Origin of the sequence: Jejuia pallidilutea (genome assembly GCF_002973595.1) — a bacterium.
GTDB lineage: Bacteria > Bacteroidota > Bacteroidia > Flavobacteriales > Flavobacteriaceae > Jejuia > Jejuia pallidilutea.
This window is the reverse complement of record NZ_PVEO01000003.1, coordinates 37,610-58,710: the sequence shown is the minus strand read 5'-3', so window position 1 is coordinate 58,710 and position 21,101 is coordinate 37,610. Positions and strand designations below refer to the sequence as shown.

Genomic DNA, 21,101 nt, shown 5'->3' with positions numbered 1-21,101 from the left:
TTAAAAGGTTTTAGATTGGTAAATATCACCATTAAAATACAGTTCCTCTTTTGTTAGTTCTCCGTTGGCATTATAGTATTTTTTAGGACCGTTTTCATAATCATTCAAATAATTTATTTCTTCTTGTATCTTGCCGTTTTTGTAATATGTAGTATACAATCCCTGTAGAACACCATACTCGTAATTGCTTTCCCTTTTTTTATTACCATTAGCATAGTAGTAAATTATTTTGCCGTTGTAGTCCCCATCAATAAAATTTAAATTGCTTTCTAATTGTCCAGAATAATAATACTCTTTATAGTTTTTAACCAACTCTCCATTTTTATATTCCATTTCACGAGAAACTTTACCATTTTCGAAATACGCCTTTATTTTACCTGTTTCATTTTCTAAAGCAATCATTTCTATCTCTTCAGAGTTTGTGTCTAAATAACTATAACCTATTAACCTACCATAGTTGTAAAAACGAATGAGTTGTAATTTGCCAGAATAATCGTAAAACACCTTTCTGCCATGCACATCACCATTTTCATACTCTGTGGTTTGAGATATTTTACCATTATCATGATATTCAATAGAAGTGCCAACAATTCTTCCAAACTCATAAACTTCTTTTTCATTAAGATTTCCGTTTTCATAAAAGTTTAAAAATTCGCCATGTAAATTACCGTCTCGATAATTTTTCACGTAATTTACTTTACCATCTGTATAGTACCAAGTCCATTTACCATCCATTTCACCATTGTTATAGCTTCCTTTTAGTATAATATTGCCATAATAGTCGTAACTTATATATTTTCCATGTTTAATACCGTTTACATAATCTATTTCTAAATCGGTTTTGCCATTGTTAAACTTGTAGATTATTTTATGATTTTTAGTTAGTGGGCGGTAATTTATAGTGTCTAAACTGTTACCGTTTTCATCAAAATAAATTTCAGAGTGAAGTTTGCCTAATTTGTAAGTATAGTTGCGTTCAGGTTTGCCGTTTACAGCAAAAAGTTGTTGTGGGCCATATAAATTTCCATTATGATAAAAGTTGATTTCTTTTAACGTACCATTTGGGTAGTAAATATGCCATTCACCTTGAGCGTTGTGGTTTTTGTACCACCCTTGCTGTTTCATTTTTCCATTTTTATGGTATTGAACAAAATAACCACTTAGCGAATCGTTGTTATATTGCGATATAGATTCTGGTTCTCCATTATTATAGTAGCTTATATGATTCCCAAAAGCTTTATTGTCGCTATATTTCCCTTTTTCAGTAAGCACACCATTATCTGAATAGAATTCCCATAGTCCCTCTTTTCCGCCTTTGATGTCATATAATCCTTCAGAAAACTTTATACCTTGTGGTGAATAGCCGGTAAATTGAAATTCGCCTCCTTTTTTTCGAGCTTCTTTTAAGACATTTCCTGTTTTATCTAAATATTTATAAGCGATTATTTCTCCTTTTCGATATAAAAACACACTTTGAAGTTTGCCATCATTATCATAATATTTATTTTCATCGTCTAATGAACCGTTGTGGTAAATTTCATCACTTTCTAAATTTCCATTTCTGTAATACGTTTTAAAAGGCCCGTTGTAGAAGTTGTCTATACTTTCACCTTCTTTCCAAATAGCGCCATTAGAATGAAAGGTTTTGTAGGAGCCGTTTAATTCCCCATTGGCGTAACTAATTTCTGAAGCTATCTTTTTGTTAAAATGATACTTTTTTTCAATACCATGCCTCTTACCATCTAAAAAAGGTATTTCACTATAAACATCTCCATTAGCATAGTATTCTATTGCTGTAGAATCAATATTGCCGTTTTTGTAAGGTATATACCATTCTAAAAGAGACTCACCAACATCGAAGTATGATTTATATATACCATTTAACTTGCCTGACTTAAAATATTTTTTCTCTGATACAGCACCTGTATCGTTATATAATAAGTATTCGCCATTTAGTTCACCTTCTTTAAAATTCGCTATAATTTTAGGTTTACCATCATAAAAAAAATATAGATTTTCTCCATGAAGGTTGCTATTTTTGTAGTTAGCAATCTCTTTTACTTTTCCGTTAAGGTGATACCAGGTCCAAGTTCCATCGCGTTCGCCATTTATGTCGTAGGTGCCCTCAGAGGCTAGTTGCCCAGATTTGTTATAGATAAGCCATTTTCCAACGGATGTTTCTCCTTCCATCTTTCCTACTGCTTGGGTATAATTATCATAATAATAATTATTAACTTCTTGAGTTTTACCGTTAAACTTTATGATATTAGTACTTAAAATACTGCGCCATTTAGGGTAGAATTTTTTTAGAAATTCAACGATATTTTTTTCATTGGTTTTTACAGTTTTAGCATACTTTTCATTTTCTATAGAGTAACAAATTGTGTAAATAAAGTCTTCAAAATAATTATTAACAGCAATCCATTTATATAATGGTACATATTTGTTATCCCAAAAACCTCCATAGCCTTCAAAATCTTTTAGCTGTTCCAACATAGCATGATTTTGTTTGGTTAAAGGAATTTCAATTTTATGTCCAGTCTTGTATTTTTTATTAAGTGCAATTTTGTTGTTTATAATTAAATCTAACTCGTCAAAAGCTTTATCATCAGGAGATATTACAAAATCAGGATTAGCTTCATTTTCATTTCTGCTAGACACCACATTGTTTAAAGATTTTAAGGTATTAAATGCATTTTCTTCATCAATTATTAAAATCAGGTATACATTAAAACACATCAAAGCTTGAGTTATACGCTCTTGTTTATAGCAAATATTACCAAGTTGTAAATGCGGTCTGCCATAAGTGGGTTTTAATGTTATGGCTGTTTTATAGGCTTTAATTGCTGCTTCTAAGTTTGAAACTTTTTCGTAAGCTATACCTTTGTTACACCATAATTCTGGGTTTTTTGGATATATTTCCAAGGCAGTGTTGTATACTTCTATAGCTTTTTTATAATCTTCCATGAGAGAATAGGTTAGACCTTTATTGATGTAAAAGGATAGATTCATATCCTCACATCCTCTATCCAAACCTTCATTTACAGTATTTAAGGCTTCGTTGTATTTCTTCGAATTCAATAGGTAATACGATTTAGAGACGAGTACGCGACAATAAGAAGAATCGTTTTTATGTATTTTGTTTAAAAGCTCGAGGTTTTTTGCGTAGTCCTCTAAAGAGGCTTTGTCGGAGAGTTGTGAGTAAATCTCATTTATATCAACAAAAGGAATTTTTTCTTGGGCAGAGAATTTAGCGGTACATAGTAACAGTACCACTAGGGTGAGAAAGTTTTTCATTAGTATTATTTAGATAAATAAAAGTACGAAAATTTAACCTTTCTGCGTTTTAATTTATGTCGAAAATTCAACTTTTTAGACGAAAGACATAGTTGTAGTGCGCAATGGAATTTAAACCATAAAAAAAAGGTATTGTTTTATTTGGACTTTCCCCTCAATTACCCTCTAAACAAAAAGAAATCGTCTTTCATGTCTTCAATTTGAGCATCTTTATTCGTGATAATGTAATTGATCGCTTTTGATGTAAATGCTTCCCCTTTTTCTGTTAAGGATACAATATTATTGTCTAACAGAATCATATTGTTTTTTAGAGCCAGATCTAAAACAGATTTAGAACGTACTTTTTGCCAATTAATATGCTCGTTAAGGTGATTAACATGGCGCTCGCGTTCATCGGTATGGTTTTTTAAATGAAGTAAGAACGTAAGCAGCGAAACTTCTGTGCGTTGTTGTTTTTCTCGATATAACACAGCAATAACACCTTTGTTTGGGGCAAATAGATACACAGCTAAAAACAATATGCCTAACATGGTAGTTATAGAGCCAGCTATTGAAGCATCTAACCAATGAGCTACCCAATATCCAGAAATGGCGCTGCATACACCAAAGCAAATAGCATAAATAAGCATGCGTTTTAATTCGTTAGTTAACAAATAAGCAGTCGCTGCAGGAGCAATCATTAAAGCTACTACTAAAATTGCACCAACCGCATCAAAGGCGCCAACTGTGGTTACAGACGATACCGTCATTAAACCATAATGAATTGCAACGGGCGAAAAGCCTAATGAAGCTGCTAAACCAGCATCAAACGTACTTATCTTTAATTCTTTAAAAAAGGCAAATAATAATCCTACGGTTATAGCTAGTATGGTGCCTATAATCCATAAAGATTTAGGGCCAACATCTGCACCAGAGATTATGAGTCTATCAAAAGGAGCAAAAGCAAGTTCTCCCAACAATACCGCATCAACATCTAAATGAACGTCGTTGGCATTTTTGGCTATCATAATTACACCAATACTAAATAGAGCAGGAAATACTAATCCTATTGCGGTATCTTCTTTTACCAAACCTGTTTTTTGAATGTATTCTACCAAAACCACTGTTAAAATACCAGTTAAAGCAGCAAGTAGAATTAATAATGGTGAGTTTAAATCTTGTGTAATAAAAAAACCAATAACAATACCTGGTAATATAGAATGGCTTATGGCATCACTAATCATAGCCATTTTACGGAGCACTAAAAATGTTCCTGGAATAGCGCAAGCTATAGCAACCAAACATGCAATTAATTGTATTTCTAATTGAGCACTACTCATTATTATTTATTTGTTGGTTATATAAATTTGTGGCAGCTTTAAAACCTTCTTCAGTAAAACTCCACATGTTACCATCTATAGTAACATAGTTTTTCCTTACCAATTTTTGAAGTGTACTCTTAGTATATCCTTGAAAATTATTTAGAATTTTTATAGCGTGTGGGTGAGAAATATTTTCATGGCTTTCAACAATATTATACATAAACGCTAAGGTTTTGTGTAATTGTAGATCGCGACGGTTTTTTATAAATCGTATTTGTTTAAAGAGCAGTCCGCGCGTGGGTGAAAATATAAAAGACACCAATACAAAAACACTGGCAACTATTACAATAACAGGTCCTGTAGATAGGTTGTTTTGGCTTGCGCTTATAGCTGTACCAAACACCCCAGAAAACGCACCGAAAATGGCAGCCAAAAGCACCATCATACTTAAACTATTAGTCCATTGTCGTGCGGCAGCGGCAGGCGCTAGCAACATGGCACTCATTAATACAACACCAACGGTTTGCAAGCCTAAAACAATAGCTAGTACAATAAATGATGTAATTAAAATATCGATGAATTTTGTATGGAATCCAAGAGTTTTCGTATAGTCTGCATCAAACAATAAAATTTTAAATTCTTTCCAGAATAATAATAATACAGATAAACAAATTCCTGTAACAATGGCCATCATCCATACATCGCTTTCTAACAAAGTAGCTGCTTGTCCAAATAAATATTTGTCTAACCCAGCTTGATTTGCATTAGGCTGTTTTTGTATAAATGTGAGCAATAACATACCGAAACCAAAAAATAAAGAGAGAATTAACCCTAGAGCGGTATCAGACTTCAGATGTGTTTTTTTTACTATACCCCGAATCCAAAACGTACCTATTAGTCCGCTAATTAATGCTCCTAATAATAGTATATTGCTGTTTTTTGCGCCAGTTAATAAAAAAGCAATAGCAATTCCTGGTAAGGCTGCATGGGAAATAGCATCACCCAAAAGACTTTGTTTTCTTAGTACAGCGAAACTACCAAGCATACCAGTTACTGCACCTAATATGGCGGTTCCTAAGGTTATGGTTCTTAGTGTGTAGTCTGTAAAGACGAGTTTTATGTATTCAGTAACATCCATTGCTATTCCTGTATACTTACCTTATAATTAATGCCATAAGTTTTAGTAAGATTATCATCATTAAAAATATCTTTTACTGGCCCAGTAGCAATTTTCTTGACATTTAAAAAGGTTACCCAATCAAAATACTCTGGAACAGTTTGTAGGTCGTGATGTACTACAACAACTGTTTTTCCTGCTTTTCGTAATTCTTTTAAAATGTTGATGATGGCAATTTCGGTAGTAGCATCTACACCTTGAAACGGTTCGTCCATAAAATAAATAGATGCATTTTGCACCAAAGCCCTTGCTAAAAATATACGCTGTTGTTGCCCACCAGAAAGCTGACTTATCTGTCTGTTTTTAAAAGGCAGCATTCCCACTTTTTCTAAAGCTTCTAAAGCTTCTTTTTTTTCTTTTTGCCCTGGACGTTTTATCCAGCCCAAGCTTCCGTATGTTCCCATCAGTACAACGTCTAATGCGGTTGTTGGGAAATCCCAGTCTACACTACCTTTTTGTGGGACATAGGCAACTAGTTGACGTTGTTTTTGATAAGGCTTATTGTAAATACTAACACTTCCTGCTATAGGTTTTAAAATGCCTAAAATAGATTTAATGAGGGTGGATTTACCAGCACCATTTGGACCAACGATAGCCATAAGCACGCCCTCAGGGATTTCTAAATCGATATCCCAAAGCACGGGTTTGTAGTTGTAGGCTACGGTGAGATCGTCTACTTTTACGGCTACAACACCTGTGGAGGTAGGTGTCTCGTTATTTACATTTTCTTTTGAAATCATTTAAAATTGTACTTTTTTTTACGTCCATTTTGCCTTGACGCACTAAATACCATGAACCAAACCTGCCTGCCGGCAGGCAGGAAATCACGGTCAAGCCGAGGAATTTTTCATTCCGCTATGGCGGAATGGAAACCGATTTGAAAACTCCGCGTCGAACTGCGTTCTCCTGTTCTCGGAGTTTTTCTATATCTATTCTCCACCTTGACGTTCAATTCTTTGAATTGACTTGGGTGTTGACATTTTATTTCAACGTCTCCACAATCGTATTCACATTATACTCAAACATGCCAATATATGTACCTTCTATGGTTCCTGCATCGCCCAACGCATCAGAATACAAAGTGCCTCCAATAGCAACATCGTGACCTTTAGATTTTACAGCGGCTTGTAACGCTTGTATTGTGCGTTTTGGTACCGAGCTTTCTACAAAAATAGATTTTACCTTGTTCTCTATGATGAATGTAGATAATTTTTGAACATCTTTTACGCCCGCTTCTGTCGCTGTGGATAAGCCTTGTAAACCAACAACTTTAAAATTGAAAGCCTTACCAAAATAGTTAAAAGCATCATGAGCTGTTACTAAGATACGTTGTTCTTTTGGTAGTGTTGCTATGGTGTTTTCTATTTTGGTTTTTAATGCATTTAATTTTGCCGTATAGGCTGCTCCGTTAGCTTCAAAAGCTGTTTTTTGTTCAGGAATTTGTTCTGATAATGTTTTAACCACAAAGGCGGTAGCTTGTTTCCAATAATCTACATTAAACCAAATATGGGGATCGTAATTTGATGCAAAATATTCTGACCCTATTAATGTGCTTTTATCTAAAGCATCGGCGATGGCGATAGTTTTTTTGTTTTTCATTTTCTCGAAAACCTCAACCAATTTCCCTTCTAGGTGTAATCCGTTGTAAAAAATAATATCTGCATTGGCCAATTTAGTTACATCACCTTCGCTTGCTTTATACAGGTGTGGGTCTACGCCGCTGCCCATTAAACCTTGTAAATTAATATGTTCTCCACCTATGTTCTTTACCAAATCGGTTATCATGGTAGTGGTAGTAACTATATTTAATTTGCCGTTGGTTTGTTTTTGGTTTTTACAATTAAAAAGCAGTAGACTTATTGTTACTATATAGATGTATTTTTTCATAATTTTTATTTGCTGTGAATGTACAAAAACTAGTACTTATTTTAAAGTATAACGTAGGCCAAAAAACGCGCGAATACCTTGGTTTGGACCGTAAACATATGTGGGGTCGAAGGTAAGAGCATAAGGGTTGTTTTGTGTTGCTAGAGCATTGCCATTTGCATCAAAGCTTACATTTTTATCAAAAGGGTCGTTTGCTCTTGCAATTATAAATGGATTGCCTTTATTGGGTGTCCAATTTAATAGGTTTTTAACGCCACCATATAGTTCAAAATTTGTAATTCCATTGTATGTAAATTGTATGTTTTGAATGCTCCATGTTGGAGCGTATTCGTTTCTTGGGTCTAAATCGCCAAGTAAGGGCAAACGCATTGGGCCATATATATTACCTGTATAGTCTACCGTTATATTTGTAGGGTAATGTTTGTAAGACAGCGCCCAAACCGCAGTAAAGCGCTCGGTTAAAATTTGTCTGGTTTTTATACCGCTTTCAGTTTGTGATACATCTTGAAACGTGGCGCCTATTGATGCGTTTATACCACTGCCAAATACAGCGTCTAAGTTTATGCTTATACCTTTAGATACTGAGTTCCCGTCTAAATTATCGTAAATAATTTGGTTGGGGTTAGTGTCGTAATCTGGTATAATGGCGTTGGTGAAATAGGTGTACCACGCAGAAGCATCTAAGGTGAATAAAAATCCGTTTTTTGTATAAATTTTTTTTAGGTAATTTAGGTTGATGTTATAAGACTGTTCGGGCTCTAAAGCTTCGGTTATAATAACATCTCTAGCGCCTGTTAATGCTGCATGGTCTTCTGTAAATAAGTTTACAACCCTAAAACCAGTACCAGCGTTAAGCCTTAAAATGTCGTTTTCGGTAGGTTTAAATCTATAAGCAAGTCTTGGTGTAAAAATAGAGCCGTGGCGATTATCATAATCGTACCGCATACCCAATAACAGCTTTTGTTTTTGTGTTAAAGTTATTTCATCTTGAATAAAAGCCGAAGGAATTACAACTTCATCTGCTTGTATGGTTGCAGTAGTATTGTCATCATAAAAATTATATCTAGCAGCTAAACCAAATAATAAATCGTGATGTTTTAGTGGCTTATCCCAAATAAGTTGGCCGAAGCCAATACGTTGTTTACCTTCATATTTCATATCTCCATAAAAGGCATCTTGGTGATGATTAGAATATGAAAATTGAAAATTTACTTTTTCTTCTACAGGAAGTTGATAGTTCCCAACAAGTTCGTACCTAGATGTGTAAATACTTTCGCCATACACATCTGTTCCGCCTCTAAAGTTTTTGTTCCACTGCATTTCGCCACCCCATCTATCTTCATAGAAATAACGGCCAGCTAGAGAAAATAAGCGGTTGTTTTTTCGTTGGAAATTCCATTTTTGAAACACCGAGATACGGTCTTGCAGCGTTACATCTGTAAAATTATCGTTGTTTTTATCTAAAGGGTTAGAATAGTTAAAATAATTGATGCCAAGAATAACGTTGGCCGTATTACTAATATTTGTCTTGAAACCTAGGTCTGCATTTGTTTCGCCCCAACTATTTGTAAAACCATCAACAAAAACAAGAGGAGCGTTTTCTGGAAGTTTAGTAATAATATTGATAAGCCCACCTACAGCTTCGCTACCATAAAGTGAAGATGCAGGCCCTTTTACCACTTCTACCTGTTCTATTAAAGAGTTTGGAATTCCCGATAAACCATAAACCGTAGATAAACCACTTACAATAGGCATGCCATCAATCATCACCAAAGTGTAAGGGCCTTCTAAACCATTAATATGAATATCGCCAGTGTTGCAAACGTTGCAGTTAAGTTGAGGACGTACACCATTAACATTTTGAAGTGCTTCAAAAATATTAGATGTTGGATTTTTTTTGAAAAATGTTGGTGAATATACCTCTACAGGCACAGGGCTTTCTAGTCGTGATACTGCTTTTAAAGTACCAGTAACAACAACCTGATCTAAAATTTCAGACTCAGTTAAATTAAAATTTACAGTAATATCGTTTGAAGCAACAGTAATCGTTTTTTTTTGTGTTTGAAAACCTGTAAAAGAAGCAATAATGGTATAAGTGCCTGTTTTAACATTATTTATTTTATACGTACCGTCATCTTTAGAAATTGCCCCTTTGGTAGTACCTTCTAAATACACATTAACATAAGCTAAACCTTTGCCATTAGAAGTAACTTTTCCAACAACGGTTTGCGCTGTTGTAAACATGCAAAACATATTAATGATTACAAATAATATATACTTCATTAAATATATTTTTATGCAAATATAAAATAATTTTTAGAGTTATCTAAAAATTATTTTAAACATGATAAATATCTTATATTTGCTACTCTAAGAAGCAAGAGATGACAACCCTAACAGAAGAAAATTACATTAAGGCCATATACCACTTAGGAAAGCACGGTACAGAAAATGTAAGCACAAATGCGATTGCCCAGGAAATGGATACAAAAGCGTCTTCTGTGACCGATATGGTAAAAAAACTAGCAGAAAAAGATTTAGTTAATTACAAAAAGTACCAAGGTGTTAGTTTAACACAAACAGGAGTTCTTACAGCTGTTAATATTGTAAGGAAACACCGCCTATGGGAAGTTTTTTTAGTTAATAAACTTAATTTTTCTTGGGATGAGGTACACGATGTTGCCGAACAACTAGAGCATATTAAATCTCCAAAGCTTATAGATGAGCTAGATGCCTTTTTAGATTTCCCAACTCACGATCCGCACGGAGATCCCATACCTGATAAAGATGGACATTTTTCTAAATTAGATAAGGTAAAATTATCTAAAGTAGCAGTTAATACTACATGTACTTGTGTTGGGGTAGACGACTCGTCTTCTGATTTTTTAAAATATTTAGATAAGCATAATATAGCCTTGGGAAGTAAAATTAAAGTTATGGCAACAGAGCCATTCGATGAGTCTATTACTATACTAATTAATGGTGTACATCTTAGTGTTTCTAAACATGTGTCTAATAACCTATTCGTAAGAGCCAATTAAACTAAAAGCGCCTTCTACTAAAAATATATCGTTTTTTGTTATTTGGTTTGTACTTTTTATTTCTGTGTAACCATTATATGTTTTTCCAATAGCTATTTTTATTTGTTTAAAATAATAGTTGTCTTTGGTTTCTTCATCTAAAATTAGGGCATAAGTATCCTCTTCATTTTCAGCAAAGGAAGTCTCGGGTAATGCTTTTGCTATGCTTTCTTCAGAAATAATTTCTGCATTAACAAACATGCCGGTTAAGAATTTTTGAGAGTCGTCTGTGGGGTGTGCATGTACTTTAATAGTTCTATTGTCTTCAATAGAGGTGCCTACTAGATATACTTTAGCATTATATATTTTGTTTGATGCTTCAGGAATACTAAATGTTATATTCTGTCCCTTTTTAACACGCATAATGTCTTTTTCAAACACAGATAATTCTAAATGAATATGGCTATTATCAATTATTTCGAGTATTGGAGTAGATGGTGAAACATAAGCGCCCTTTGATACATTAACCTTTGTAATACTTCCACTAACAGGGGCATATATATTCACTATTGATGTTATATGGCCTTGCTCTACTCTAGAAGTATTAATATTGAGCATAGACAGTTGTTTTTTTAGTCCGTTGTATCTAGCATTGGTCGCTTTGTAAGTGCTTTCGGCTTTAATAAATACCTTCTGGGAAATAATATTTTCCTTGAACATGGTATTTTGGCGTTCGTATTCGGTTTTAAGGTAATTAAGTTGTTCTTTAACTTCCATATACTCTTGTTGTAGTTTTACAAACTCAGGATTTTCAATAGTAACCAATAGCTGTCCTTTTTTTACCTTATTACCTACCAACAGCGGAATAGTTTTTATATAACCACCTGTTATTGCATTTACTATGGCTTTGTTTTCTGGCGGTACATCAATCATACCGTTTACTGTAATAGTAATAGGAAAAGCTTTTTCTTCTATGCTTCCCATAGCCATATTGTTTTGTTTAAATTGTGTTTTACTAATGCTAATGCGGTTGTCTGTAATAGTATCAGCGCTAATATTAGATTCGCTTTCTGGGTTTTTGCATCCAAAGACTGCAATAAATAGGCTAACGGTTATTATAAAATTTATCTGCTTCATAGCGTTGATTTATAAGGTTAGGTAATTAATGGTTATTACGGTTTGGTTATAGGTATTTAGGTTTTCGAGATAGTTAAGTTGAATCTCATAAGCGTTTTCTAAACTTAAAATGTATTGGTAAAAATCTATTTCTCCATTTTTAAAACTGCTATTTGCGGTTTTTAAAATTTCTTTAGAAAGTGCTGCACCCTCCTGTTCGTAATAATTTAATGCTTTTTGTTGTTGGTTTAGTTGCGATACTAGTATTTTACTTTTGGCGTTTATTTTAATAGTGTAGTCCTGTAACCTTTCGGCAGCAATAGTTTCTGCTATCTTTAAGGCTTTTATTTTGGAAGATGTTCCCATAAAAAATAAAGGAATTTTTAACCCTAGTTGGTAGCCATATAAATTTTTATTAATACCAGAATTAGTGCCTTGAAAATAATTTAATGTAATGTTGGGGAGCAACTGTTGTTTTTCCAGTTGCCTTGTGCTTTTTGCAACCAAAACATTATTAGTGAAAAAAGAAACTTCTGGACTTTCGTTTACGTTTACAATCTGTAAAGCTTCTTTTTTTAAAGGTTGTGTTGCAATTTCTAAATTATCTTCAGTTTGTACAACACTCATTAATTGCGAGTAAGCAATTTGCACATCTTCAATAGCTTTCGCAAAATTTAAGTTAACTTGTCGTTGTTTGGATTTAGCAGTTATTTTCTCTAGGTAATTCGTCTCGCCTAATTCAAATCGTCTTTCGGCTGTATTTGCAAATTTTTTATATAAACTATCTAAAGTTTTGTGAATACGTTCTTTTTCCACAGCATATAAATATTGATAGTACATTGATGTAATTTCACGTTTTAGTGCTTTTTCTTTTATGGCATTATTAGAGGTTTCAAGCGTATAATTAGCTTTGTTTAATTTTTTTTGGGAGAAGTAAACTGTTGGAAATAAAAATTCTTGTTGGATACCAAAAACGCTAATGGGTTCTTCGTTAATAGCTAAGTTGTTTTCATCAAAGCCATAATACACTTCGGTTTTATCAAATGTAAAAGCACTGTTTACTAATGTATTGTGCTGTTCAACAGTTAAGCGACTTGCTTTTATACCGGCATTATTTTTAGTGCCAATACTAATTAAATCGTCGAGAGATTTTTTGTTGTTTTGTGAAAATGCACAGGTTGAAAATAACCCTGCAAGAATTAGTAGTATTGGTAGGTGTGTTTTATTGGTTTTTAACTTTTTGTTGCTGTTTTTATTTGTATTAAAATAGGAATATAGTACAGGTAAAACCACCAGTGTGAGCAGGGTTGCGGTAACCAGTCCGCCAATAACAACTGTAGCTAAAGGTCTTTGTACTTCTGCTCCAGCATTAGTTGATATTGCCATTGGCAAAAACCCCAAGGCTGCTGCAGAGGCTGTTAACAATACAGCTCTAAGGCGGTCTTTTGCACCTTGTTTTATTAATGTCTCCATATCGTTAAAATGGTTATGCTTTAGTTCTTTAAAATGCTCTATAAGTACAATGCCATTTAAAACAGCAATACCAAATAAAGCTATAAAACCTACTCCTGCAGAAATGCTAAAAGGCATATCTCTTACCCATAGCAATAGCACGCCACCAACAGCTGCTAAAGGAATTGCAGAAAATATTAATAGCGCCTCTTTTATGGAATTAAATGCAAAATAGAGTAAAATAAAAATGAGGATAAGCGCGATAGGTACGGCAACCAGTAGTCTGGATTTAGCAGTTTGTAAATTTTCAAACTGTCCGCCATAGGTAATATTGTAACCAACAGGAAGATTTACATTTTTATTTATAAGTGCTTGAACATCGTTTACAACCGATTCTAAATCGCGATTTCTCACATTAATACCAACAACTATCCTTCTTTTAGTATCATCTCTAGAGATTTTAGCAGCACCTTTTTTATAGGTAATTTCGGCTAGTTCATGTAATGGTATTTTTCCGCCATTAGGTAAATCTACATATAGGTTTTTAATACTTTCAATATCGGTACGTTTTGTTTCATCAAGTCTTACAACAAGATCAAAACGTTTTTCGCCTTCAAAAACACTGCCTACTGTTCTTCCTGCAAACCCCATGGATAGCATTGTGTTAAGATCTTGTATGTTTAAGCCATAGCGGGCAATTTTTTCTCGGTTGTAGGCAACACTCATTTGGGGTAAGCCATCAATTTTTTCTACAATAACATCTGCAGCGCCTTCAACATTTTGTATTAACGATTTTATTTCATTCCCCTTTTGGGAGAGTATTTGTAAGTCCTCACCAAAAATTTTTATAGCAATATCTGCCCTAACACCAGTAATAAGTTCGTTAAAACGCATTTCAATAGGCTGCGTAAACTCTACTTCCATTCCAGGAATTATGGCCAGAGCTTCTTTAAATTTATCGGCCAATTCGTCTTTTGAAGATGCAGATACCCATTCTTTTTTGGGTTTTAGAATAATAATAACGTCGCTCTCTTCCATAGACATGGGGTCGGTTGGTACTTCTGCTGCACCAATTCTGGTAACTACTTGTTTTACTTCTGGGAATTTATCAAGCAAAATTTGTTCAATTTTGGTAGTAATTTCTACTGTTCTTTTTAAAGAGGTGCCTGTTTTAAGTACAGGCTGTATTACAAAATCGCCTTCATCTAAAGTAGGAACAAATTCACCTCCCATAGTTGTAAATATGTAAATGGATATGCACAATAAAACCGTTGCTATACCCAGCACTAGTTTTTTGCTTTGTAATGCCCACTGTATTGTTGGATCGTAGAGCTTGTTAAGCCAGTTCATTAAGTGAACGGAGATATTTTTTTTAGATTGTTTTGTGGGCTTAAGGAATAAAGAAGCAGCAACAGGTACATAAGTAAAACAAAAAAGCATTGCGCCTATTAATGCAAAACTAAAGGTTAAGGCCATAGGTTTAAACATTTTGCCCTCAACACCACTTAATGATAAAATGGGAATAAAAACAATAAGGATAATAAGCTGTCCAAAAATGGCAGAATTCATCATTTTTGAAGCGCCATTGAACGTAATAGTATCTTTAAAGGGCTGTACCTCTTGTTTTGAAAGTGATGCAATTTTAGCTTGATTTTTTGTAATCTGAAAAGCAATAAATTCAACAATAATAACTGCTCCGTCTATAATTATTCCAAAATCTATGGCGCCAAGGCTCATTAAATTGGCATCAACGCCAAAAATATACATCAGGGAAATAGCAAATAATAAACAAAGCGGTATTACAGAGGCTACCACAAGGCCAGAACGCATATTCCCTAAAAGCAATACAACAACAAACACTACAATAAGACAGCCCAAAATAAGATTTTCGGTTATCGTAAATGTTGTTTTAGAAATTAATTCGCTACGTTCTAAAAATGCATTGATATATACACCTTTTGGTAGCGATTTAGAGATTGATGCAACCCGTTCTTTTACAGCATCTATAACCTCTTTAGAGTTGGCGCCCTTTAGCATCATTACTTGTCCTAATACTTTTTCGCCCTCGCCATTACCTGTAATGGCACCAAAACGTGTGGCATTACCAAAGCCTACTTTAGCAACATCTTTAATGTAAATAGGCACACCATTGGTGTTTTTAATAACAATATTGCCAACATCTTCTAATGAAGAAACCAATCCATCTCCACGTATAAAATACGCCTGATTTACTTTTTCAATATAACCACCGCCAGCAACACTATTGTTCAATTCTAAAGCATTAAATACTTCGTGAGCCGAAATTTGCATTGCATTAAGCTTTTCGGTATTTAATGCAACTTCGTATTGTTTTAAAAAACCTCCCCAAGTGTTTACTTCTACAACTCCAGGTATGCCAGACAGCTGTCTTTTTACAATCCAATCCTGTATGGTGCGTAAATCTTGAGCTGTATACTTGTTTTTGTATTTAGGTTCAACATCAAGAATATATTGGTAGATTTCTCCTAAACCAGTAGTAATTGGCCCCATCTCTGGAGTTCCAAAGCCTTCAGGTATTTTTTCCGAGGCAGATTTTATTTTTTCAGCAATAAGTTGGCGAGGTAAATACGTGCCTATAGCATCATCAAAAACTATGGTAACTACCGATAGGCCAAACTTAGAAACAGAACGAATTTCCTTAACACTCGGAAGGTTAGCCATTTCTAATTCTACAGGATAGGTAATAAACTGTTCCATATCTTGTGTAGAAAGGTTGCGCGATGTTGTAATTACCTGTACTTGGTTATTTGTAACATCTGGTACTGCACCAATAGAGATTTGAGATAGGGAAAACAATCCAAAACCAATAATAAATACAGTAAATAATAGAATAATAAACTTATTCCTTAAACTAAATTTGATAATATGTGACAACATAATTCATTTGATAAAAAATAATGCCAACTTATTGTATAACAAGCTGTAATGTAAAAATTTAATAAGCAAGAATTATGAATGCCTAGGAGGCTGTAGGAGTTCTTCTTCGTGTAAAGAAGCGTATAAGTTAAAGTAATGAAAATTAGTTTCGGTGATATTTAACACCTCAATGGGGTTAAAATGACTAGATGAATTACATTGAAAAAATGCTATAATTAAAGCACAATTGCCTTGGTATTGAAAAGGTAGCTGCTCATGTTCGCTTTGTTCTTCTTGGTGATTTTTGCTGTGGTCTAACTTAAGTTCGCCATAGTGTTTAGATAGAAAAACAAAAAAATTATCGCCATACTCTTCTTTATGAAATTGGGCGTGTTCCAAGAGTTCATCTAATTGTAGAATATCTTCCGCCATTAGATGAAAACTTTGAATTAGGATTAATCCTGATAATACTATGGATATTAATTTACTCACTGTAACAAAGTTAGTGAATTTTACGATAGAAAAAATTAAGAATGTTTTTTGAAAGAATTTTACGATTTAAACGTTACAGCATCAAGAATAAATTCTGGAAATTCAGTAATTGGTGTTATCGTCATATTTTTATAATAACACTCTGCAGCTTCAGATTGTATTTGTATTTCTCCTTTGGTTAGAGGTTTGTTAGTTTCTGGATTAATGGCATTTTCTACAACCATAACTATTTTACCGTTTACTACATGCACAGCATCATTGCCAATGACGTATAGCTCTAAACGATTCCATTCTCCGTGTGGCGCATCATGTTCGGAGGCAGCGTTTATATACCCTTTTCCAATAGAATAAATTTCAGAGTTTGGGTTATATTTTTTCTCAGTTTTAAAGTCTCCTCTTATCTCAACAATAGGTGAACCTACTTTAGGTGTTACAGAATTTCCTCCAAGAGGAATAAAATCCCCCAAATCGGTTTCTTGTACCTGAAATTCTAAAGAGGTTTTCCATGTGTTCCAAAAACGACCGTGTTCGCCGTAACAATGATACAGTATACCACTATCTCTTTTTTTATTTAATCGAGGTTCCCATTTTTTATCTCCCCATTTAAACATAGTGCTTAAGTGGTAGTTTTGGTAAGTTTGCTTTGTAGAGATGCACCCAAAAATTTCACCAGTTATTTTTAAAACCAGCGCACCATTCTCATCTATTACAGAGAAAACATGTTTTAAATTATTGTTTAAGCCAATTGGAGATCCAAAGTCTATTTTTTCAGATTGATAAGTGCCTTTTGGCAAATCAGTAACTGTAGGATGAGGAATGCTTAACCAAATATCAAAAAGGGTTAAGTCTTTATCTATTAACTTAGTTGTTTTGCTTTCTTTTTGTGAAAATGAAGACGTAACAAAGGTTAGGGTAATAGCAAATAAGAAAACTATTTTTTTCATTTTTTAAATTTTGTATTTACCTCTTAAAGGTATAACAAATAAGGCATAAAATTTAAAAATATGAGCAGATGAAAAAAACCTTTTTATAATAGTTACTTAAATTTTAGTAAATAATTAATGACAACCGCAACCATCATTACCACAAGCTTTTTTAGCTTTTGGTTTTTTTAAGAAAAATTTCCTAACCAAAAACGCTAGTGCTAGGGCTACTGCTGTAAAAACTAATATGTGCTGTACGATGTTATTCATGTTTAACAGGTAAAATTTATCGCATTTTATTTTAAAAGTTGAAAAGCAATTAAAGCTACAATATAGGCAAAGGCCGACATTATTACCAATTGCAGTGTTGGCCATTTCCAACTATTTGTTTCTTTTTTAACAATAGCAAGTGTGCTCATACATTGCATAGCGAATGCATAAAATAGCAACAAGGAAATACCCGAAGCAAAATTAAACAAAGGGCCTCCTAAAATAGGATTTACCTCTGCGGCCATTCTATTTTTAATGGTGGCTTCATCATCGTTACCTACACTATAAATTGTAGCAAGTGTACCTACAAAAACTTCGCGAGCAGCAAAAGAGCTTACAATGGCAATACCTATTTTCCAATCGTAGCCCAAAGGCCTAATGGCAGGCTCAATCGCATGACCTGCAATGCCTATAAACGAATGTTCCAATTTATGAGATGCAATTTTTTGTTGCAAATCCTCTTCGTTTAAATTTTGTGAAGCATATTGGGTTTTAACGATAGTTTCGGCATTGTTAAATTGTTCTCCTGGACCATACGATGCCAAAAACCAAAGAATGATGGATATGGCTAAAATTATTTTTCCGGCACCAAATACAAACGATTTTGTTTTTTCAATAACCGTTAAAACTACATTTTTAAGCAAAGGCAATTTGTAGTTGGGCATTTCTATAACAAAAAACGTCTTGCTTCGTATTTTTAAAATTTTATTAAGAATATAAGCCGATACAATAGCGGTTCCAAACCCAATAAGGTATAGTAACATTAAAGTTAAGGCTTGGTAGCTTAACCCAAAAAATCTTCCTTCGGGGATTACCAAAGCAATAATGATGAGGTATACCGGCAAGCGTGCCGAACATGTTGTAAAAGGTGTTACCAAAATGGTAATTAAACGTTCTTTCCAACTTTCAATATTACGGGTAGCCATAATGGCGGGAATTGCACAGGCAGTACCAGAAATTAAAGGCACTACACTTTTACCGCTTAGGCCAAAACGCCGCATTATTCTGTCCATTAAAAATACAACGCGACTCATATAGCCACTTTCTTCGAGCACAGCTATGAACAAAAATAAAAAGGCTATTTGTGGAATAAAAATAACAATACCCCCCAGCCCAGGAATAATACCCTCGGCAATTAAGTCGGTAAATGCCCCTTCTGGCATTATGTTTTTAGTCCATTCGCTTAAATTGGCAAAAAGTCCGTCAATAAAATCCATAGGTACGCTAGACCAATCGTAAATGGCTTGAAATATTGTTAAAAGAATAATTCCAAAAATTAAATACCCCCAAACTTTATGCGTTAAAATTCTATCTAGTTTTATTCGTAAATCTTTAGCTCTACTTAAATCTATAGATTGTCCTTTGGCTAAAGCGTTGTTAATAAATTGGTAGCGTTTTATGGTTTCCTTTTGCTGTAATCGTTTTAAATCGCCCTTACTTTTGGTTTTAAAATCTGCAACAGCATCAAACTCTTTCCTGTTGGTTTTTCCAAAATTAACATCTTGGGTAATAACCAACCAAAGTTTGTATAATAACTGATTTGGAAATGCTTTTTTTAGATTGCCAAAGTATATAGGATCTATAGTTGTAGTATCTAAACACGGACTTACAGAAACATCTTTAAAATTGGTTATTAAATCTTTTAGCTTATCAATACCTTCGTTTTTACGTGTGCTTATTAGGGCAATTTTGGTATGTAGTTTTTCCTCTAAATAGTCTATATCTAAAGAAATACCCTTGTAGCCCATTCGGTCTGCCATATTTATTACCAATACCGTAGGTATTTCCAAATCCTTTATTTGCGTAAAGAGTAATAGGTTACGCTTTAGGTTTTCTACATCGGTAACTACAACGGCAATATCAGGAAAATCTTTATCGTTTTTGTTAAGTAGTAATTCTATAACAACATTTTCATCAAGAGACGAGGCGTTTAAGCTGTAAGTGCCCGGTAAATCAATAATATGCGCTTTTACACCTCGGGGTAATTTACAAATACCTTGTTTCTTTTCAACTGTAATACCAGGGTAGTTTCCTACCTTTTGGTTTAAGCCCGTTAGTGCATTAAACACCGATGTTTTTCCCGTATTGGGGTTGCCAATAAGTGCTACATTTATTTGTTTACTCATTAGAAATTTTTTCTATTAAAATATGGGCAGCAGTTTCTTTTCTAATTGCTAAGTGTGTACCATTTACATTTAAATACATAGGATCTTGAAACGGTGCCACTTGTACCAACTCCACAGAATTCCCTGGTAAGCATCCCATTTCTAAAAGTTTTAGAGGGATGTGTATAGACGAAACATCAGCAATTACTGCATGTTCTCCGCGTTTTAATTGTGCTAAAGTGTGCTTCAAGCTTATTTAGATTGATTTTAAAGAAGCAAAAATACAGGAAACTTTATAAGTTTAAAAGATAAAGTGTAATTATTTGGGCGCTACCCTAAAGGGTCGGGCTTTCCGCTAATAGTTTTGGCTTCCCGCATTGGCGGGACCAAAAGCTGCCGCTACAATCCCTAGCGCGGGCGTATTTGTAATGTTTGTTTTTTAGTTCTTAAGTAAAAACACATCACAAAAGCTATTGCTCTTCTTTTAAAATGGCAATATCGTCTATTAGTTTTTCAATATCCTCGGCATTTGTGCCATCGTAAAATCCACGAATTTGTCGCTTTTTATCAATTAGCATAAAATTTTCGGTGTGTATCATGTCAAAAGGCCCACCATCGCCGTTATCTTTTACTGCTAAATAACTTTTTCGGGCTAATTTGTAAATCTCTTTTTTATCGCCAGTAACCAAATTCCATTTTTTATCAATCACCCCCTTTTTTGTAGCGTATCGCTTAAGTTGTGCAACCGAATCGATTTCAGGAGTAACCGAATGCGATAATAGCATAACCTCTTCATCATCCATAATTTCTTTTTGTATTTCGGCCATGTGGCTCGTCATAATTGGGCAAATGGTTTGGCATGTAGTAAAAAAGAAATCTGCTACATAAATTTTATTCTTGTACGTATTTTGCGTTACGGTATCGCCATTTTGATTTACTAAACTAAAATCGGCAATTTTATGGTATTTTTTTTTGTATTGAATGGTACTATCAACCAACTGAGTGCTTACCATAGAAGGCTGATAAATAGGTAGCGGTTGGTAAACGTTTAGCGTATTGTAGATTAATGCAATAATTACAATAGAAATAGCACCAAACACAATAGCAAACAATTTGTAGTCTTTAAAAAACGATAACATTTTAAGCAATTAAAATTTTATAAACCA

Annotated in this window: 14 protein-coding genes; 1 reads left to right on the top strand and 13 read right to left on the bottom strand. The window is 33.9% G+C overall.

Annotated features, from left to right (window positions below):
* The 6 genes from CLV33_RS06320 to CLV33_RS06295 form a co-directional block, all read right to left on the bottom strand.
* Positions 1–3,297, bottom strand: coding sequence for a tetratricopeptide repeat protein (locus CLV33_RS06320; RefSeq protein WP_105473186.1), 3,297 nt, complete (start codon positions 3,295–3,297; stop codon positions 1–3).
* Between the two features lie 158 nt (positions 3,298–3,455).
* Positions 3,456–4,616: a metal ABC transporter permease gene (locus CLV33_RS06315; protein WP_105473185.1), complete on the bottom strand. Its 1,161-nt coding sequence runs from the start codon at positions 4,614–4,616 to the stop codon at positions 3,456–3,458.
* Positions 4,609–5,736 carry a metal ABC transporter permease gene (locus tag CLV33_RS06310; protein WP_105473184.1) on the bottom strand — a complete coding sequence of 376 codons (1,128 nt, stop codon included), beginning with the start codon at positions 5,734–5,736 and terminating at the stop codon, positions 4,609–4,611. The genes CLV33_RS06315 and CLV33_RS06310 overlap by 8 nt, the downstream gene beginning before the upstream one ends.
* Before the next feature lie 2 nt (positions 5,737–5,738).
* Positions 5,739–6,515, bottom strand: a complete 777-nt coding sequence (locus CLV33_RS06305; RefSeq protein WP_105473183.1) for a metal ABC transporter ATP-binding protein — start codon at positions 6,513–6,515, stop codon at positions 5,739–5,741.
* A 241-nt stretch (positions 6,516–6,756) separates the two neighbouring features.
* Positions 6,757–7,662, bottom strand: a complete 906-nt coding sequence (locus CLV33_RS06300; protein ID WP_105473182.1) for a metal ABC transporter solute-binding protein, Zn/Mn family — start codon at positions 7,660–7,662, stop codon at positions 6,757–6,759.
* A gap of 36 nt (positions 7,663–7,698) precedes the next feature.
* A complete protein-coding gene (locus CLV33_RS06295; RefSeq protein WP_105473181.1) occupies positions 7,699–9,945 on the bottom strand; it encodes a TonB-dependent receptor in 2,247 nt (748 codons plus the stop codon).
* 101 nt (positions 9,946–10,046) lie between these two features.
* On the opposite strand from CLV33_RS06295, the gene CLV33_RS06290 reads away from it, so the two are divergent.
* Positions 10,047–10,703 (top strand): metal-dependent transcriptional regulator, encoded by a 657-nt coding sequence (locus CLV33_RS06290; protein WP_105473180.1) that lies wholly within the window; start codon positions 10,047–10,049, stop codon positions 10,701–10,703.
* On the opposite strand, the gene CLV33_RS06285 is transcribed toward CLV33_RS06290, so the two are convergent.
* The 7 genes from CLV33_RS06285 to CLV33_RS06250 form a co-directional block, all read right to left on the bottom strand.
* Entirely contained in the window at positions 10,683–11,819 is a 1,137-nt protein-coding gene (locus tag CLV33_RS06285) for an efflux RND transporter periplasmic adaptor subunit (RefSeq protein WP_105473179.1), read from the bottom strand. The two genes, CLV33_RS06290 and CLV33_RS06285, sit on opposite strands and share 21 nt — an antisense overlap.
* Positions 11,820–11,828: 9 nt before the next feature.
* Positions 11,829–16,166, bottom strand: coding sequence for a CusA/CzcA family heavy metal efflux RND transporter (locus CLV33_RS06280; protein WP_105473178.1), 4,338 nt, complete (start codon positions 16,164–16,166; stop codon positions 11,829–11,831).
* Positions 16,167–16,238: 72 nt separating this feature from the next.
* Positions 16,239–16,637, bottom strand: coding sequence for a hypothetical protein (locus CLV33_RS06275; protein ID WP_042245403.1), 399 nt, complete (start codon positions 16,635–16,637; stop codon positions 16,239–16,241).
* Positions 16,638–16,696: 59 nt separating this feature from the next.
* Entirely contained in the window at positions 16,697–17,581 is an 885-nt protein-coding gene (locus CLV33_RS06270; RefSeq protein WP_105473177.1) for a 3-keto-disaccharide hydrolase, read from the bottom strand.
* Between the two features lie 275 nt (positions 17,582–17,856).
* Positions 17,857–19,956, bottom strand: coding sequence for a ferrous iron transport protein B (feoB, locus tag CLV33_RS06260; protein ID WP_105473175.1), 2,100 nt, complete (start codon positions 19,954–19,956; stop codon positions 17,857–17,859).
* Positions 19,949–20,185 carry a FeoA family protein gene (locus CLV33_RS06255; protein ID WP_042245401.1) on the bottom strand — a complete coding sequence of 79 codons (237 nt, stop codon included), beginning with the start codon at positions 20,183–20,185 and terminating at the stop codon, positions 19,949–19,951. The genes feoB and CLV33_RS06255 overlap by 8 nt, the downstream gene beginning before the upstream one ends.
* A gap of 220 nt (positions 20,186–20,405) precedes the next feature.
* The gene (locus tag CLV33_RS06250) at positions 20,406–21,074 is read right to left on the bottom strand and encodes an SCO family protein (RefSeq protein WP_105473174.1); all 669 of its coding nucleotides are present in this window, start codon (positions 21,072–21,074) and stop codon (positions 20,406–20,408) included.
* Positions 21,075–21,101 lie beyond the last annotated feature (27 nt).

What these genes read in the sequence shown, in the direction of transcription:
- CLV33_RS06320 (WP_105473186.1), bottom strand. Translation starts at nt 3,297, where the DNA reads ATGAAAAACTTTCTCACCCTAGTGGTACTGTTACTATGTACCGCTAAA.
- CLV33_RS06315 (WP_105473185.1), bottom strand. Translation starts at nt 4,616, where the DNA reads ATGAGTAGTGCTCAATTAGAAATACAATTAATTGCATGTTTGGTTGCT.
- CLV33_RS06310 (WP_105473184.1), bottom strand. Translation starts at nt 5,736, where the DNA reads ATGGATGTTACTGAATACATAAAACTCGTCTTTACAGACTACACACTA.
- CLV33_RS06305 (WP_105473183.1), bottom strand. Translation starts at nt 6,515, where the DNA reads ATGATTTCAAAAGAAAATGTAAATAACGAGACACCTACCTCCACAGGT.
- CLV33_RS06300 (WP_105473182.1), bottom strand. Translation starts at nt 7,662, where the DNA reads ATGAAAAAATACATCTATATAGTAACAATAAGTCTACTGCTTTTTAAT.
- CLV33_RS06295 (WP_105473181.1), bottom strand. Translation starts at nt 9,945, where the DNA reads ATGAAGTATATATTATTTGTAATCATTAATATGTTTTGCATGTTTACA.
- CLV33_RS06290 (WP_105473180.1), top strand. Translation starts at nt 10,047, where the DNA reads ATGACAACCCTAACAGAAGAAAATTACATTAAGGCCATATACCACTTA.
- CLV33_RS06285 (WP_105473179.1), bottom strand. Translation starts at nt 11,819, where the DNA reads ATGAAGCAGATAAATTTTATAATAACCGTTAGCCTATTTATTGCAGTC.
- CLV33_RS06280 (WP_105473178.1), bottom strand. Translation starts at nt 16,166, where the DNA reads ATGTTGTCACATATTATCAAATTTAGTTTAAGGAATAAGTTTATTATT.
- CLV33_RS06270 (WP_105473177.1), bottom strand. Translation starts at nt 17,581, where the DNA reads ATGAAAAAAATAGTTTTCTTATTTGCTATTACCCTAACCTTTGTTACG.
- feoB (WP_105473175.1), bottom strand. Translation starts at nt 19,956, where the DNA reads ATGAGTAAACAAATAAATGTAGCACTTATTGGCAACCCCAATACGGGA.
- CLV33_RS06250 (WP_105473174.1), bottom strand. Translation starts at nt 21,074, where the DNA reads ATGTTATCGTTTTTTAAAGACTACAAATTGTTTGCTATTGTGTTTGGT.